Annotated in this window: 18 protein-coding genes; 13 read left to right on the plus strand and 5 right to left on the minus strand. The window is 61.2% G+C overall.

Annotated features, from left to right (window positions below; translation table 11 throughout):
- The first annotated feature begins 58 nt into the window (after positions 1-58).
- Positions 59-1,126: a BMP family ABC transporter substrate-binding protein gene (locus ACZYOF_RS23210; protein WP_207234420.1), complete on the plus strand. Its 1,068-nt coding sequence runs from the start codon at positions 59-61 to the stop codon at positions 1,124-1,126.
- Positions 1,127-1,257: 131 nt separating this feature from the next.
- Here the strand turns inward: ACZYOF_RS23210 and ACZYOF_RS23215 are convergent, their stop codons facing one another.
- The gene (locus ACZYOF_RS23215; RefSeq protein WP_463717233.1) at positions 1,258-2,160 is read right to left on the minus strand and encodes a LysR family transcriptional regulator; all 903 of its coding nucleotides are present in this window, start codon (positions 2,158-2,160) and stop codon (positions 1,258-1,260) included.
- A 188-nt stretch (positions 2,161-2,348) separates the two neighbouring features.
- On the opposite strand from ACZYOF_RS23215, the gene ACZYOF_RS23220 reads away from it, so the two are divergent.
- Genes ACZYOF_RS23220 through ACZYOF_RS23240 form a run of 5 tightly spaced genes read left to right on the plus strand, consistent with a single transcriptional unit; the run spans position 2,349 to position 6,387 of the window.
- Positions 2,349-3,176: a creatininase family protein gene (locus tag ACZYOF_RS23220; protein WP_463717234.1), complete on the plus strand. Its 828-nt coding sequence runs from the start codon at positions 2,349-2,351 to the stop codon at positions 3,174-3,176.
- 19 nt (positions 3,177-3,195) lie between these two features.
- On the plus strand, positions 3,196-3,615 hold the full coding sequence (locus ACZYOF_RS23225; protein WP_463717235.1) for a cupin domain-containing protein: 420 nt from the start codon (positions 3,196-3,198) through the stop codon (positions 3,613-3,615).
- A gap of 3 nt (positions 3,616-3,618) precedes the next feature.
- Positions 3,619-4,449, plus strand: coding sequence for a cysteine hydrolase family protein (locus tag ACZYOF_RS23230; RefSeq protein WP_463717236.1), 831 nt, complete (start codon positions 3,619-3,621; stop codon positions 4,447-4,449).
- Entirely contained in the window at positions 4,446-5,801 is a 1,356-nt protein-coding gene (locus ACZYOF_RS23235) for an FAD-binding oxidoreductase (RefSeq protein ID WP_463717237.1), read from the plus strand. Before ACZYOF_RS23230 ends, ACZYOF_RS23235 begins: the two co-directional genes overlap by 4 nt.
- 1 nt (position 5,802) lies before the next feature.
- The gene (locus ACZYOF_RS23240) at positions 5,803-6,387 is read left to right on the plus strand and encodes an NAD(P)H-dependent oxidoreductase (RefSeq protein WP_463717238.1); all 585 of its coding nucleotides are present in this window, start codon (positions 5,803-5,805) and stop codon (positions 6,385-6,387) included.
- Here ACZYOF_RS23240 and ACZYOF_RS23245 read toward each other — a convergent pair.
- Positions 6,384-6,782: a RidA family protein gene (locus ACZYOF_RS23245; protein WP_463717239.1), complete on the minus strand. Its 399-nt coding sequence runs from the start codon at positions 6,780-6,782 to the stop codon at positions 6,384-6,386. The genes ACZYOF_RS23240 and ACZYOF_RS23245 overlap by 4 nt on opposite strands.
- A 255-nt stretch (positions 6,783-7,037) precedes the next feature.
- Between ACZYOF_RS23245 and ACZYOF_RS23250 the strand changes: the two genes are divergently transcribed.
- From ACZYOF_RS23250 to ACZYOF_RS23270, 5 genes are read left to right on the plus strand one after another with little or no spacing between them, the layout of a single operon-like run.
- Positions 7,038-8,033 (plus strand): ABC transporter substrate-binding protein, encoded by a 996-nt coding sequence (locus tag ACZYOF_RS23250; RefSeq protein ID WP_463717240.1) that lies wholly within the window; start codon positions 7,038-7,040, stop codon positions 8,031-8,033.
- Between the two features lie 55 nt (positions 8,034-8,088).
- Positions 8,089-8,895, plus strand: coding sequence for an ABC transporter ATP-binding protein (locus tag ACZYOF_RS23255; protein ID WP_463717244.1), 807 nt, complete (start codon positions 8,089-8,091; stop codon positions 8,893-8,895).
- Positions 8,892-9,692 (plus strand): ABC transporter permease, encoded by an 801-nt coding sequence (locus ACZYOF_RS23260; RefSeq protein ID WP_463717241.1) that lies wholly within the window; start codon positions 8,892-8,894, stop codon positions 9,690-9,692. The genes ACZYOF_RS23255 and ACZYOF_RS23260 overlap by 4 nt, the downstream gene beginning before the upstream one ends.
- Entirely contained in the window at positions 9,689-11,050 is a 1,362-nt protein-coding gene (locus ACZYOF_RS23265) for an amidohydrolase family protein (protein WP_463717242.1), read from the plus strand. The genes ACZYOF_RS23260 and ACZYOF_RS23265 overlap by 4 nt, the downstream gene beginning before the upstream one ends.
- Positions 11,051-11,064: 14 nt before the next feature.
- Positions 11,065-12,090, plus strand: coding sequence for an aromatic ring-hydroxylating dioxygenase subunit alpha (locus ACZYOF_RS23270; protein WP_130577872.1), 1,026 nt, complete (start codon positions 11,065-11,067; stop codon positions 12,088-12,090).
- Between the two features lie 1,081 nt (positions 12,091-13,171).
- On the opposite strand, the gene ACZYOF_RS23275 is transcribed toward ACZYOF_RS23270, so the two are convergent.
- Positions 13,172-13,285: a helix-turn-helix domain-containing protein gene (locus ACZYOF_RS23275; protein WP_130577874.1), complete on the minus strand. Its 114-nt coding sequence runs from the start codon at positions 13,283-13,285 to the stop codon at positions 13,172-13,174.
- Between ACZYOF_RS23275 and ACZYOF_RS23280 the strand changes: the two genes are divergently transcribed.
- Entirely contained in the window at positions 13,284-13,982 is a 699-nt protein-coding gene (locus ACZYOF_RS23280) for a Crp/Fnr family transcriptional regulator (protein WP_463717243.1), read from the plus strand. The two genes, ACZYOF_RS23275 and ACZYOF_RS23280, sit on opposite strands and share 2 nt — an antisense overlap.
- Positions 13,983-14,069: 87 nt before the next feature.
- Here the strand turns inward: ACZYOF_RS23280 and ACZYOF_RS23285 are convergent, their stop codons facing one another.
- On the minus strand, positions 14,070-14,888 hold the full coding sequence (locus tag ACZYOF_RS23285; RefSeq protein ID WP_463717245.1) for a LysR substrate-binding domain-containing protein: 819 nt from the start codon (positions 14,886-14,888) through the stop codon (positions 14,070-14,072).
- Between ACZYOF_RS23285 and ACZYOF_RS23290 the strand changes: the two genes are divergently transcribed.
- The gene (locus ACZYOF_RS23290; RefSeq protein WP_463717246.1) at positions 14,805-14,981 is read left to right on the plus strand and encodes a hypothetical protein; all 177 of its coding nucleotides are present in this window, start codon (positions 14,805-14,807) and stop codon (positions 14,979-14,981) included. The two genes, ACZYOF_RS23285 and ACZYOF_RS23290, sit on opposite strands and share 84 nt — an antisense overlap.
- A gap of 36 nt (positions 14,982-15,017) precedes the next feature.
- Here the strand turns inward: ACZYOF_RS23290 and ACZYOF_RS23295 are convergent, their stop codons facing one another.
- Positions 15,018-16,004 carry a LysR family transcriptional regulator gene (locus ACZYOF_RS23295; protein WP_130577877.1) on the minus strand — a complete coding sequence of 329 codons (987 nt, stop codon included), beginning with the start codon at positions 16,002-16,004 and terminating at the stop codon, positions 15,018-15,020.
- Between the last annotated feature and the right edge of the window lie 354 nt (positions 16,005-16,358).

Raw genomic sequence — 16,358 nt, forward strand, 5'->3', positions numbered from 1 at the left:
TCAGCAATTCAAGCTCCAGACAAAGGTAGGCGTTATGCAACGAAGAACGTTCTTGAAAATGTGGTCCATGGCCACGGCCGTGGGTTTGGCGATGGCCGCACCCGTTGCGGCTCCGGCTGCCGAGCCGCTGAAGGTCGCTTTCGTCTATTTGGGACCGCGTAGCGACGGAGGCTGGACGCAGCAACACGATCTGGCCCGGCTGGCGCTTGAGAAGGCGATGGGCTCTGCGATCAAGACCACCTTCGTGGAAAACGTCCCGGAAACCGCGGACTCCGAACGCGTCTTCCGTCAGCTCGCAGCCGACGGCAACAAGCTGATCTTTGCGACTTCGTTCGGCTACATGGAGCCGCTTCAGAAGGTCGCCAAGCTGTTCCCGGACGTCAAGTTCGAGCACGTCAACGGCTTCAAGACGGCGGCCAATATCACGGTCTACGAGCCGCGCTTCGAGGAAGGCTTCTACCTGATCGGCACGATCGCCGGGCTTATGACGAAGACGAACACGCTTGGCTTCATCGGTTCGTTCCCGATCCCGAGCGTCATGCGCAATATCAACGCGATGGCCCTTGGTGCTCAAGCCGTGAATCCGAAGATCAAGGTAAAGCCGATCTGGGTCAACACCTGGTATGATCCCGGCAAGGAGCGCCAGGCGGCAGACACGTTGATTGCGCAGGGTGCGGACAACGTCGCTCAGAACACGGACTCGCCGGCCTCGATCCAGGCAGCGCAGGAGAAGGGCACCTATGCGTTCAGCATCGATGCCGATATGTCGAGCTTCGGCAAGAAAGCCCAGCTCTCTGGTTCGACGGAGGACTGGAGCGGTTATTACATCGACGAAACCAAGAAGGTGCTCGATGGCACCTGGACCGGTAATCGGCGCATCCGTTGGGGTCTCAAGGAAGGATTGGTGGTGATGGCTCCGCTCAATCCCGATATCCCGCCAGAAGTTGTGAAGGTGTTTGAGGAAAAGAAGGCGGCGATCATCGCGGGCACGCTTAATCCATTTGCCGGACCGATCAAGGACAACACCGGCAAGGAAATGGTTCCCGCCGGCGGCAAGATGTCCGAGGCCACTTTCAGCTCGCTCAATTGGTACGTTGAAGGGGTCGAGGGTACCGTTCCAAAATAGGGCTTAACCGTCGGGCGGGCGACAAGTCAGCGAACGAAGTGCGGGTGTCTCGCGGCAAGACCACCTGCACTTTGCGCTGTAGGGCGGCCGATAGGACCAATTCGTCCTCGATGGGCCGGCGTAGACAGCCTTCATCCGCTCGCCTCGTGCATCATCGTCTTGAGCAATTCCGCCAGCACGCTTGCGATCGCGCTGCTTCCCCGTTCGTGACCGATCAGCATCAAAGTCTGGGACTCGTGCGAGAGTTCGCGGACCGGCAGGTAGACGAGGCGCCCCGCCCGCCGCTCAAACTCGATATCGAACGGCGTGAGAAAGGTGATCCCGTTGTCGACCATCGCGGAGTGCCTCATGATCTCGATGGCATTGGTCTCGATGATCGGCTGCAGATCCAGTGAGACGCGCGTAAACGCGGTGTTCAAGTAAGGCCTGATCGCGCTCGTGTCGTCGGCAACGACGAGTGGATAGTCGATGCAGTCGCTCAGCCGGATACCGGTTCGCTTCGCAAGCGGATGGTTCGGTGCCATGACGGCACCGAGCTTGGCGCCGGCGCGCGCCAGGACTTTCAGATTGCCGTCCTTGCTAAAGTCGAATCCGATGCCGAGATCGGCTTCGCCGTTGGCGACAGCGAACTGAATCTCCTCGCCCGTGTTGAACAGCATCAGGTTGAGCTTGACCCTTGGATTGGCGATCCGGAACGCCTTTACCGTTCCAGGGACCAGGTTCGACGCGAGCCCGCTCATCATCGCCATGGTGATCTCGCCGCGCCGCAGCCCCTTGAGTTCCTCGATCTTGGTTTGCGCGCGCGTCAGTTCTTTCAGGGTTTGCCTGACGTGGCCGATCAGAACTTCTCCTGCAGCGGTCAGGACCAGCTTCTTTGGGAGCCGTTGAAAAATTGGCGTGCCCAATTGGCTTTCCAGCGCCAGGATCTGGCGGCTGATGGCGGAAGCCGCGACGTTCAGATGATTGGCGGCCTTGCGGATCGAGCCCGTCCGCGCAACCTCGTCGATATAGTTCAACAGCCGACCGTGAAGCATTTCCCTTCTACCTTGTTGCGCCTTCGGAGCAGATGACTCGCGTTGCCTAAAAGGCAACGGACTTGCCGAATTAAAGCGCTTTCAAGTGATCGTGGCGCGTGCACAATCGCAAGCCTGAATAGCAGGCAAACTGCGCCGGGCTCTTTTGCAGGCCTCCGGACGACCAGCCGTTGGAGCCGAATGAAAGAATGAAGCTGAAGTCGCATTGGTGGTCGGATCTGAGCACGAAGGATTTCGCCGAACTCGACGCGGAGAGGGTGGTCGCGATCCTGCCCGTCGGCGCCGTCGAGCAGCATGGGCCGCATCTGCCCGTCAGGGTCGATGCCGCCATCAATGCGGGCATCGTGGCCCGAGCCGTTGAACTGATGCCGCCGGATTTGATGGCACTGGTGTTGCCGATGATGCCGGTCGGCAAGTCCGACGAGCATCTGGCATTTCCCGGCACGCTGACATTGTCGCACGAAACACTCGGGCGCGTCTGGTACGAACTGGGCGAGTGCGTCCATCGCGCTGGCGTCCGTAAGATTCTGTTCGTGAATTCGCACGGCGGGCAGCCGCAGCTACTCGAGATCGTCTGCCGCGATCTGCGCGTCAAGCTGGACATGTTCGCCGTCAGCGTGATGTGGCCGCGGCTGATCGACCTGGATGCCCTGTTTCCGCCCGAGGAAAATCGGCATGGCATTCATGGCGGTCAGAGCGAGACCAGTGTGATGCTGCATCTGCATCCCGAACTCGTAGAGATGCATCACGCTGAGAACTTCGTCCCGCTGTCGGTCGAGATCGAACGCGAGTCGGAAATGCTCGGTCCGGAAGCCGGCGCCAGGTTCGGGTGGCAGGCGCAGGACCTGCATCCCAAGGGCGCCTGCGGCGACGCCACCAAGGCTACTGCCGAGCTTGGCCGGCTGGTCGTCGAGCGCTCTGCTGCGCGGCTTATCAAGCTGATCGAGGAGATCAGCCGCTATCCATTGTCGCGCATCGCGACCCATACGGCATTCGATGGGTCGCGGCGCGGATGACCATAAGGAGCTTTAACGTATGGCATTCAGCGCCGTAGACCTTGCACAGGCGAAAGCTTTCCGGATTTCACCGAAGGACACCAATTACTTCGTAATGCTGTTCGATCAGGAGACCGACCGGATCGACAACATCTTCGTCATAGAGATATTCAAGGTCGGCGGCGCCACGCCGCCGAACGAGCATAGCCGGGCGCATGAATTCTTCCACGTCCTGCACGGGGAGGGTGTTGCGCATTGCGACGGCAAGACCGTGGCGATCAAGAAGGGCGACTCGCTGCTGCTGCATCCGGGCTCCGAGCATGTGATCGAGAACACCGGCGTCGGCAAGCTCTACACGCTCACGGTGATGACGCCGAATCAGGGTTTTGCCGAGCTGATCCGCGGCGGCGAGCGCGTCGAGCTCGAAGCCGAGGACATCCGCATCCTGCAAGGGCAATAGCCGATGAGTTCGGCGCCACGCCACGCTGGCGAGGACGACGCGCTTTGGCCGCTCGGATCAAGCGCGCACAATCGCTGGCGCGTGTCAGCGGCCCGCGCCGACCTGGTGCGCGATCCCACGCCGCCAAAGCCGGTCACCCTGCAGGCAGACGGCAAGCTGATCACCATTGATCTCGCGCGCACCGCGATGATCGTGGTCGACATGCAGAACGACTTCTGCCACCCGAACGGCTGGCTGGCGCATATCGGCGTGGATGTCGCCTCGGCGCGCCGGCCGATCGCCCCGCTGCGCCGGCTGCTGCCACTGCTGCGCGACCATGATGTGCCGGTGATCTGGGTCAACTGGGGCAATAGGCCCGACCGGCTTAATCTCAGCCCGGCGCTTCTGCACGTTTATAACCCCGATGGTCGCAGCGTCGGTCTCGGTGATCCCTTGCCTGGCTCCGGCGCAAAGGTGCTCGAGCGCGGAAGCTGGTCGGCGGCGATTGTCGATGAACTCGAGACCGATCCGTCCGATATCCAGGTTGCGAAGTATCGGATGTCTGGCTTCCAGGACACCGAACTCGACAGCATCCTGCGCAATCTCGGCGTCACCACGCTGATGTTTGCCGGCGTCAATGCCGACCAGTGCGTGTTGTGTACCCTACAGGACGCCAACTTCCGCGGCTATGACTGCCTGCTGTTGGAAGATTGCGTGGCCACCACATCGCCGGACTATTGCCTCGCGGCGACCCTCTACAATGTGCGCCAATGCTTCGGCTTCGTCCTGAGCTCGCAGACGATCGTCGCGGGGCTCGGCGAAGGCGGGCAGCAAGCAGCGAAGATCATGCCATGAACGAGCTTTCGTCCGACACCCTCGCACGACTCATCGACGATCTCGGTGACGTACCTGTCGTTACCGATCCCAAGGTCGTGCGCCGGCGCTCGCGCGATTTCTTCTGGTACAGCCCGGTGCTGAACGAGCAGTTGAACGGCATGTCGGCCGATCTCGTCGCCTCGCCGCGGGACGAAGCCGACGTCATCCGCGTCGCCGCCGCCTGCGCGCGTCATCGCGTGCCGGTCACAGTGCGCGCGGGTGGCACCGGCAATTACGGCCAGGCGGTGCCGCTGCGCGGCGGCGTGCTGCTCGACGTCTTAGCGCTCGACAGTACCAAATGGGTCAAGCCCGGCGTGATCCGGGTCGGCGCTGGCGCGAAGCTGAACACGATCGATGCCGAGCTGCAGCCCCGCGGCTGGGAGCTGCGCATGCATCCCTCCACCAAGCGCACAGCGACGATCGGCGGCTTCGTGGCGGGCGGATCGGGCGGCATCGGCTCGGTCGTTCATGGTGGCCTGCGCGAGCCCGGCAATATCCTCGCCGCGCGCGTGGTCACGGTCGAGGAAGAGCCGCGCGTCATCGAGTTGCGTGGCGACGCGGCGCAGAAGATCAACCGCGCCTACGGCACCACCGGCATCATCACCGAACTCGAGATGCCGCTCGCGCCCGCCTGGCGATGGATCGATGTCGTCGTTGCGTTCGACGATTTCGTCGACGCTGCGGCGTTCGGCTACGAGGCCGCGCTGGCGGATGGGATCGTCAAGAAGCTGCTGTCGCCGATCACCGCACCGCTGCCGTCCTATTTCGGTGCGCTGAAGGCGTACTGTCCCGACGGCAAGAGCATCCTGATCGCGATGATCGCAGAACCGTCGCTCGAGAGTTTCAAGTCGCTGCTGGCCGGCCGTGGCGCCGTCACGCTGGAGACGCCGACCGACGAGAGCCCGGGCCAGGTGCCGCTCTATGAATACACTTGGAACCACACCACGCTGCAGGTCCTGAAGACCGACCGTTCGGTCACCTATCTACAATGTCTTTATCCGCATGACCGGCTGATGGAGAAGGTGGTCGAGATGCGCAAGCTGTTTCCGGACGAGGTGCTGCAGCATCTGGAGTTCATCCGCTTCGGCGGCCGCGTCACCTGCAGCGGGCTGCCTGTCGTGCGCTACACCAATGCGGACAGGCTGAGCGAGATCATCAGCCTGCACGAGGCGCGCGGCGTCCATATCGCCAATCCGCATGTCTTCACGGTGGAGGACGGCAGCCGCTATAAGCGCGCCGATGCCGATCAGCTCGGCTTCAAGTACGAGGTCGATCCTTACGGCCTGCTCAACCCCGGCAAGATGCGCAGCTTCGTGCCGGAGCGGCCGTGAGATGCAGGTGCTCTATGTCTATTGCCATCCGCTGAGCGAAAGCTTCCATGCGGCGATCCGGAAAGAGGCGCTGGCCGGGCTGGCCGAGGCGGGCCACGCCGTCGACCTGCTCGATCTCTACGCTGAAGGCTTCGATCCGGTGCTGACGGCGGAGCGCCGGCGCGACTATCACGACCCCGCGCGCAACCGCGCCAACAACCAGGCCTATGCCGACCGCCTGATGGCCGCGGATGCGCTGGTCGTGCAGTTCCCTACTTGGTCCTTCGGGCCGCCGGCGATGCTGAAGGGCTGGTTCGACCGCATGTTCGGTCCCGGCATTGCGCTCGATCTGTCGGAACCGTCGCATGCCAAGCCGATGCTGATGCATATCCGCCGTATCACCGGCATCTCGACCTACGGCCGCCCGCGCTGGCAGGCGATCGGCATGGCTGACCCGCCGCGCCGGATCATCAAGCGCTACCTGCGCTGGTTCACCGGCTCGAAAGCGTCGGTGAGTTACTACGCGCTCTATCACATGAATGTCGCGACGGATGCACGGCGCGGCCGCTTCCTCGCCAAGATACGGCGCGAGATGGCGCGGTTCTAACTGCGCTCGGGCGCCGCGGCGATCGCCTCGATCTCGACGAAGAATTCCGGACGCGTGAAGCCGGACACGATCACCAGGGTCGAAGTCGGCGGGATTCCCTGAAAATGCCGGTCGCGTGAGCGCATATAACCCTGCATGTGCTCGCGGGCGGTCACGTATGCATTGAGCCGGATGACGTTTGCGAGCGTCATGCCGTCCTCGGCGAGGATGGCCGCGATATTGGCAAAGCACAGATCAGCCTGCTGCTCGCACTGCGACGGGATCGTCTCGTCGGTGGCAATGCCGAGCTGGCCCGAGGTGACGACGAGGCGATGGTTTGGTGCAACGGAAATGCCGTGGCTGTAGCGCGCAAAGGGCGGCCTGATCGAAGCTGGAGAAAGCGGACGCAAGGTCACCCCCGGAGACGACTGTTAGCAGAACGCAAAGCGTAACGCCGATTGCCCGCTACTTCCACCACATACGCTGCGCTCCCTCCTAGAACTCGACGATCGACGCTGTTGCTTCAAAGGCAACGGATTGCTCGAATAAAAATGCTTTCAGGCGACAGGCGGCTGTGCATCCTTGGCCTCCATTGAGGGCGGATTGTCACGTGGCAATGCCGGTTTGGGATCATGGGCCGGGCGCAACGCCGGCCATAACGGGGAGCCGCAATGGCCATGAAGTTCTTGCCGCGAACGGTCGCAATCGCCCTGGTCGGCGCCGGCGCGTTGTTCGGCTCGATGGGATCGACGTTCGCCGCGGACAAAGTGACGTTCCTGACGAGCTGGTTCGCGCAGGCCGAACATGGCGGCTTCTATGAAGCAAAGGCGACCGGGCTGTACGAGAAAGCCGGCCTCGACGTGACCATCAAGATGGGTGGTCCGCAGGTCAACGGCTCGCAGCTCCTGCTCGCCGGCGAGACTGATTTCCTGATGGGCTACGACATCCAGGTACTGAAGGGACGGGAGCAGAACCTGCCGCTGGTCGCAGTCGCCTCGTCCTTTCAATTCGACCTCCAGGGACTGATGACGCATGACGATGTCGCCAACATCGCGGCGCTCAAGGGCAAGCCGATCCTGATCGCAGGTTCCTCTCGCGTTACGTTCTGGCCCTGGCTCAAGGCCAAATACGGATTCACCGACGACCAGATCCGACCTTACACGTTCAACCTGCAGCCTTTCTTCGCCGACAAGAGCATGGCCCAGCAAGCCTATCCGTCGTCCGAGCCCTACCAGGCCGAGCAGCAGCACGAGAAGGTGAAGTTCTTCCTGCTCGCCGACGGCGGCTATCCGCCCTATGGTTCGACGATCGTCACCACCGAGAAGATGATTGCCGAGAAGCCCGACGTCGTGGCGCGCTTCGTCAAGGCCTCGCTCGAGGGCTGGCGCGACTATCTGAAGAATCCGGCGCCGGCCAATGCGCTGATCAAGGCCGACAACCCGAAGATGACCGACGGACAGATCGCGTTCGCGCTCGAGAAGCTGAAGGAGAACAAGGCCATCGACGGCGGTGATGCCGCAAAGCTCGGCATCGGCGTGATCACTCAGGATCGCTACAAGCAGATCTACGATTTCCTGGTCGCGGGCGGCCTGCTCGATCCCAAGGTGGACTGGCACAAGGCCTATGACGATCGCTTCGTTAAGGACCTGAAGATCGGAGTGCAATAGTGGGCCGATGAACGCTCTCTTGCCGGGCAAGCCGCTTGATGAAGGCGGACAGCGGATGGTGACGGGCGGCGAACGTCCGCCGGCGGTCGAAGTGCTGTCGGCCGAGAAAGTGTTCTCGAACGGCACGCGCGGACTGGCGCCGATCAATCTGTCGATCGCTGACGGCGAGTTCCTGACGCTGATCGGCCCATCCGGCTGCGGCAAGAGCACGCTGCTGAAACTGATCGCCAACCTGATCGAGCCATCGGACGGCCGGCTGTTGTGGTGGCGCGGAAATTTCTCGCAGGTCGGGCAGGAGGGCAGGCGGTTCGCCTTCGTCTTTCAGGAGCCGACCTTGATGCCCTGGGCGCGGGTCGAGGCCAATGTTCGGCTTCCGCTGGAGCTGTCCAACGTTACCAAGACCAAGGCAGCGCCGCTGGTGGCCGAAGCGCTCGAACAGGTAGGCCTTTCGGCTTTCACCAGGCATTTCCCGCGCCAGCTCTCCGGCGGCATGAAGATGCGGGTCTCGATCGCGCGTGCGCTGGTGACGAAGCCAAATCTGCTGCTGATGGATGAGCCGTTCGGCGCGCTGGACGAGTTCACGCGTAACAAGCTCGACGCCGACCTGATCCGCCTGTGGTGGGAAGGCAAGCTGACGACGGTGTTCGTGACCCACTCGATCTATGAAGCTGTGTTCCTGTCGACCCGCATCATCGTGATGGCGGCAAATCCCGGCCGCATCTTCCGCACCATGACCATCGACGAGCCGCAGCCGCGTGGCGAGGGCTTTCGCGATAGCCCGAAATTCGCCGCCTATTGCCGGGAGCTTTCGACCTGGCTCGCCGAGGCGTCGCTGCCTTCCGCATCGGCAGGTGTCTCATGAAGCCGTTGCTGCAGTCCGAGGCTTTTGTGCGGATCGCCGCTCCGCTTGGGGTGGGGATCGCGCTGTTCGTGCTGTGGGAGGTCGGCTTCCGGCTCGCATCCGTTCCCGTCTATCTGTTTCCGAAGCCGAGCGACATCTTCACAAGCTTCGTCAACAATGGACCGTCATTGTTCCGTGCATTGCTGGTCACGTTGCGCGTGACATTGCAGGCGTTTGCCGCGGCGGTCATCATCGGAACGCTGGTTGCGTTCATGTTCGTGCAAAGCCGCGCGATCGAGATCAGCCTGTTCCCCTATGCGGTGCTGCTGCAGGTGACGCCGGTCGTCGCGATCGCGCCGCTCGTCATCATTCTCGTCAAGAACACGCAGCTCTCGCTCACGATCTGCGCCACGCTGGTGGCGCTGTTCCCGATCATCTCCAACACCACGCTCGGCTTGCGCAGCGTCGATCCAGGGCTCGCCAATTATTTCCGGATGAACCGCGCCAGCCGGTTCAAGACCCTGCTCAAGCTGCGAATCCCCGGGGCCTTGCCCTATTTCTTCGGCGGTTTGCGAATCTCCAGCGGGCTCGCCTTGATCGGCGCTGTGGTCGCCGAATTCGTCGCCGGCACCGGCGGCCGCTCGTCGGGGCTTGCCTACGAAATCCTCGATGCAGGCTTCACGCTCGATATTCCCCGCATGTTCGCGGCGCTGTTCCTAATCACACTGACCGGCGTCGTGCTGTTCGCCGCGATGGTGGTGCTCTCTAGACTCGCTTTGTCGAACTGGCACGAAAGCGAAATAAGGACCGAGACATGACTGCGATGCTGATCGAGAACGCCGTCGGGATCTTCACCGGCCTGCCGGGCGCCGCGATGCGCGCGACGGGCGCCATCCGCATCCGCGACGGCGTCATTGCCGAGATCGGCGCGCTCGAGCCGCAGCCGGATGAGCAGCGGCTCGATGTGCGCGGTTGCGTCATCTATCCAGGCCTGATCTCCACCCATCATCACATGTTCCAGAGCGTGATGAAGGGCGTCATAGCCGGCATCAACCTTCCGCTCGCGGGCTGGCTGCGCGCGGCGCCCTACAGGCTCTGGTCGAAGCTTGACGAGGAGGCGCTGGCGGTCGCCGCAAGAATCGCGCTGTCCGAACTGCTGTTGTCGGGAACGACAACGGCCGCCGATCACCACTATCTCTTCAGCGACACCTTCAGGTTCGATCCCGCGCATGTGATCTTCGAGGTCGCGCGCAACCTGGGCATCCGCCTGGTGTTTTGCCGCGGCGGTGCCACCAAGGGGCGCCACATGAACGCCGACGACTTTCCGCCGATGCCGGTGGAAACGCTTGACTCCATGCTGAAATCCGTCGAAGCCTGCGCTCAGCGCTTCCACGATCCATCGCCGCGCAGCATGACGCGCGTGGCGCTGGCGCCAACCACCCCGACCTGGTCACTCGACCCCGGCGAACTGAAAGAGGTGATCGCGGCGGCGCGGCGGATGAAGCTCAGGCTGCACAGCCACCTCTCCGAGACCGCTGATTATGTCGACTTCTGCCTCTCGGTCCACGGCAAGCGTCCGGTGGAATGGCTCGCCGACCACGACTGGCTGGGGCCCGACATCTGGTTTGCACATCTCGTCCATCTCGATCCCGGGGAGGTCGAGATGCTCGCAAGCACGGGGACCGGCATGGCGCATTGCCCGCAATCCAACTGCCGCCTCGGCTCCGGTGTCGCGCCGGCCGATCACATGGCGCGGCTTGGCGGCGCGGTCTCGCTCGGTGTCGACGGCGCGGCCTCCAACGAGGCGGCCGACATGATCAGCGAGATGCATAGCTGCTGGCACACGCATCGCGCCGTGAAGGGCGCGCATGCCGTGACGGCCGAAGACGTCGTGCACTGGGCGACCGCCGGCGGCGCCCGCGTCCTCGGTTTCCCGGAGATCGGCACGCTTGCGCCGGGACAGCAGGCCGACATCGCGATCTTCGATCTGAACCAGCCGCGGCACTTCGGCATGCACGATCCGATGATCGCGCCGGTCACCTGCGCCGGCAGCGCGCATGTGCGTTACCTTTTGGTCGGTGGCCGCATCGTGGTCGAGGACGGCGCCATTCCAGGCCTCGATATCGCAAAACTCAGATCCGATGCCCTCCGCGTGGTCGAGCGGATGGCGGCCTGATAGCGGAGGAAATCATGCTCAGCACCAAACAGCCGGTACTTCGCCGCTTCTGGTATGCGACCGTGCCGCTCGAGCATCTCAAGGATGGTCCAAAGCCATTCACCCTGCTCGGTGAACCGATCGTGCTGTTCCTCGATGCAGAGGGACAGCCGGCGGCGCTCGAAGACCGCTGCTGTCATCGCACCGCGAAACTGTCGAAGGGCTGGTGCAAAAACGGCAACATCGTCTGCGGCTACCATGGTTGGGAGTATGATCGTGACGGCAAGCTCGTGATGATCCCGCAGTTCCCGTTCGAGCAGCCCGTTCCTGAGGCGCGAGCGCAGTCATTTCGGGCGCGGGCGCGATACGGCTATGTTTGGATCGCGCTGGATGAACCGTTGCGCGACATTCCCGAAGTTCCCGAGGATGGTCGTCCGGATTATCGCCGCATCCACCAGTTCTACGAAAAATGGAATACCGCTGCGCTGCGGCTGATGGAGAACTCCTTCGACAACGCCCACTTCGCTTTCGTGCACAAGGGCACTTTCGGCAACATCAATCAGCCCAAGCCAGAGAAATACGAGATCGTCGAGACCGACGAAGGCTTCGACGCCGAGACCGTCATCACCGTTCGCAATCCGCCGAGTGCCCATCGGATCAGCGGCACGACTGATCCGGTCACGAAGCGACACCAGCGTAACAAATGGTTCATGCCGTTCTGCAGGCGGCTCGACATGGAGTATCCATCGGGCATCCGGCATATCATCTTCAATTGCGCGACGCCGATCTCCGACGGCCAAATACAGGTCGTTCAGATCCTCTTCCGTAACGACACCGAGGCCGACTGCTCGACCCAGGAATTGATCGACTGGGATGCCGCGATCATCGCTGAGGACCGCGACATGCTCGAATCGACCGACCCCGACGCTATAGTGGATATGAGCCGGAAGATCGAAATGCACATGCCATCGGACCGGCCGGGCATGATCATGCGCAAGCGACTACTTGAACTCCTGCGAGCGCATGATGAGGAGGAGCAGCCTAAGCCCCAACTGGCTTAAAGCAAGGTTCAGAGAATACGATTGCAGCTAGGTGCAGATGGTCTATCTTAACGATAGCTCGACCTGTGTGTACCGAAAACCTAAACCCGGACGTAGTGGTGATGGAGTCCGCCAAGGATCGCCGTCGATTTGATGCTGCCGGTCGGCTGAACCGGACGAGAGACCGGCGCATCCTTATCCAACGACCGATGCGCCTCAAGACAATCAACTGATGTCGAAGCGCTACGTTCTCAGCCACAAGCCGGATTTTCGACTTGAATGGACAGGCCAAGACCGCCACGACGAAACACAGGCGCCCGAACATTCCGCCAGCTTAGGCGATTCTATCACGTCAGCAACTCGGATAGGGTTTTCGGTACACGCAGCCCCGTTGTAGCCACTAAGAACATTACTCTTGCTTATCGGGTGAGCGTTCATTCATCGTCAGAGTCGATATATGTCGCTGCATGAATTTCGTGTTCTTACTTCCGTCTGTGAAGTAAACATTGTCGTTTCTCACACATCGCGGGCAGTCGTTTTGCGTTGCATCAATGCGCGTCAACAAAATCTGCGCGTTGATGTGAAGGAAGATATGTAGGAGCACGAAATTTCGAGCCACTCGGTGATGGCCAGGCCGCTCCTGAAAGAGGGAAAGATAAGCGTGCCAGACGTGGGTCTGTTCTCAGGCGAGGGCCTGCACGGTGCAAAGGATCCGCCAAGGCTGGTTGCTCGGCGAGGTCGCAGCGAATCGCCTTCGCAGGCATCATGGGCGGCGGGCCGGGCATTGAGAGTCTGGTGGCTCGGACCGTCCGTGCCGCGGGACCGAAATCTAACAGAAAGCGCGCAATGGCGAAAAGGCAAAACGCAGTTGATCTGCTTGGGGTCCGGATAGCCGAAGCTATCGTTTTGACACTTCTTGAGGAAGGTCGGGAATCTAGCACGGCCTTTGAAGAAGTCGAAGGACGCCTTGTGCGGGTCCATCGCCGCCTGCGTCAGCGGGTGGTGCGGAACTTCGTAAAGGAAGTCAGAGTGCTCCGTCAGGCCGATCAGTTCCTTGATCGAATCGAATTGAGAGAGCTTCCTCGGCTCGCCGCGCTCGTGCTCAAGGATCCTCTGATCCAGGCAGAGATTGTAGACCCCACCGGCAGCAACCGATTGTCCGCAGAAACAGTTCTTCCTCGGCGTCGTCGGCGTAGATCCTGAAAGTCGTCGGCATGGACTACTATCCGGACCTCGATCTCTTCGCTCGGACCGAACTGCTCCAGGGGACTCCTCCGGACGCGCTCCGGGTCCTTCAAGCTTGGGCGGGACGAAGGCGTCTTGCCGCTGGCGACATCCTGTTTCAACAGGGCGACCGCACGACGTCTCTTTTTCTGGTGATCGCGGGCCGGCTACGGGCTTCGCAGATGGCCCAGGGCGGTCAGCAGATTATCATCCGTTATATTGGTCCGGGAGAGGTCGCAGGCTGCGCGGCGTTTGTGGGAAACGATACCCATCCCGGCACCGTGACCGCTGTGGACGACAGTCATTTGATCGGCTGGACGAGTGCCAGCCTCAGTCGGATCATGGAGCGTTATCCCGTTATTGCCATCAATGCCGTCGCGCTGCTGTGCCGGCGATACCACGAGATGCAGATTCGTCTGCGTGAAGTCTCGACCGAACGGGTCGAGCGTCGGATTGGTCATACCCTTCTTCGTCTGGCGCATCAGTCGGGGCGCCGGACGGCGCGCGGCATCGAGATCGCGTTTCCACTGTCCCGCCGTGACCTCGCCGAAATGGTCGGAATCACCCTGTATACCGTCAGCAGAATCGTCAGCGTGTGGGAGGAGCGGGGCATCGTCAGCTCCGGGCGGCGCCGCGTAGTCCTGTGCAAGCCGTATGCTCTCGCGGCCGTCGCAGACGAAGAAGAATAGTAAGCCTGGGCGCTCACGCCGACTCTGACCTGGCTCGCGGCATATGGTCCCGAGGATTGGCGTCGCCGTGACGCTTTTTCGCTCGCATCAGCTGAAAAAATCAGTCATGGAACGCGCCGAGCGTATGAAGGCCAACGCAGCTGGGTGATCGATGCCCTCCCTATGCACGATCGCCACCTCGGATGGCTGCAGGCCTGGCAAATCCCGAATGATCACGCCAGGCAGGCGATAATTTTTCAGCGACGCTGGTGCAATCGCGATGCCGACCCCCGCTGCCACGAGCAGGCTCAGCGTATACATGTCGCTGGCTTCGTGGATGGCCGCAGGGCGAATGCCGGCATCGCTCAGAACAAGCGATTGCGCTGCGGCGTATCCGGGTGCGTTACGCTTTGAATAAGTGACGAACTCTGCGCCGTCGAGATGACACAGCTCGAGATCCGGTTGCGTCGCCAGCCGGTGCGACGCTGGCAGGAACAGCTTGAATGGCTCCTTGTGAATGAGGATGGTGTGCAATCCTCGTGGCTCGAGCAGCGGAAGACGCAAAAAGCCGACGTCGAGCATCCCACTCCTGATCAGGCCGAGCTGCTCGGCTGTCAGATGATGGCGCAGATCGAGTTCAACGCGCGGGTAATCCTTGCGAAAAGCGGCGATCAGGGGTGGAATCACATAGGCTGCGGCGGTCGAGATGAACCCGATCCGCAATCGACCGATCTTGCCCTCGGCTGCCAGCCTTGCCCGCTCGACAGCGCGCGTTCCAATGTCCAGGATATCCCGGGCCTCCTTGAGGTAGATCCTTCCAGCATCGGTCAATGTCGTCTTCTGGTGCGAACGCTCGAAGAGCAGAACACCGAGCTCCTGCTCGAGCTTGTCGATCTGCGTGCTGAGAGCCGGCTGGCTCAGATGCATATGCTCGGCCGCTCGGCTGAAATGGAGCGCCTCGGCGACGGCGAGGAAGCACCGCAGTTGAACGATTTCCATCTACACAGGTCCTTGGGGTGAGGTCTGTAACCTTGAATCGTGCGAAAGACGGCGTCATTAGCCGTTGGTTCGATGACGAAGGTCAGCCGGCTCACACGTCAGACTTTCGCGGGCGCGAAGGGCCATATCGATGAACAGACGGGTCTCAGTCTGTGTCGTGTGCTTGCGCAAGATGACGCCGATCTCGGCCGCCGGTAACCAGTCCGCTCTCAGAAAAGCGAGGCCTGGCAAGTTGTAGTTACGCGCGGAGATCGGGGCGATGGCGATGCCGATGCCGACCGAAACCAATGATACCAGGGTGTACATTTCTCCGACCTCCTGGACGACGTCTGGATTGATTCCGTTATTGTTCAGCGTTCGCATGATTATGTCGTGATACCCCGGCGCGTTGCGTCGCGAATACATGATGAAGGAATTTCCTTCGATATCGCGCGGCCGGATCATCGTCTGCTGTGCCAATGGATTGTCCTTGGATACAACCACGGCATGGTCTTCGCTATGAACCGTGAGCATCTCGACATCGTGCGGAAACAGCAGCGGCAAACGAATGAAGCCGACGTCGAGGGCGCCGGCTTCGACCAGGGTGAGCTGCTCGGTATTGATGTGATTTTGCAGCCTCAGCTCGACCTGCGGGAAAGATTGGCGAAACTCGGCAACGAGCTTGGGAAGGAAGTGCCCGGTGATCGCGGTTGAAATAAAGCCAACTTTGAGTTGCTGCAGGATGCCGGTAGAGGCGCGACGGGTGTGCTCCGCCGCGTGCTGTGCCGTTGCCAGCATCTCGCTGATCTCGGCGCGAAAGATATTTCCTGCGTAGGTGAGCCGCGTCTCCTGGCGGCCGCGCAACAGCAGGCTCACGCCGATCTCATCCTCCAGATTCTGTATTGCGAGGCTCAGTGCCGCCTGGGTAAGGCCGAACTCCTCTGCGGCCTTGCGGAAGTTCAGATGTTCCGCGACTGCCAGAAACATCTGGAGTTGACGAATTTTCATGAGTTGCGGCCCCAGATCACTCTGCGACGAGAAACCCGACGCAAACGAAGCCGTCATTTGTCAAGGTTATCACGAACATAAAACTGACGAATTAACTTGAGCGCAACGTTTGTCATAAGCGGACGGTCCGACATTGCGCTAGATCAACGGAAGCGCGCATTACAAGCGTTCCAAAGCCCGCGAATTCGTCTCATCTGTTGATTGTAAATGAGCTGCATGGCGTCGCCATACGACCTGCTCCGATCGACAGAACTTATCACGGATCTCAAAACATACGATTTCACCGTGAGCGTCATCCGGCGACCACGCACTGAGGGCTGATCTGGTCGGCTAGGAAGATCTCGTGGATTGTTTCGTCACGAGGTCACCATGTCAAAAGATAGTTGTAAGGATGGCGATAAGGATAGGCAT

The organism is Bradyrhizobium sp. LeoA1Lang, from assembly GCF_055413685.1.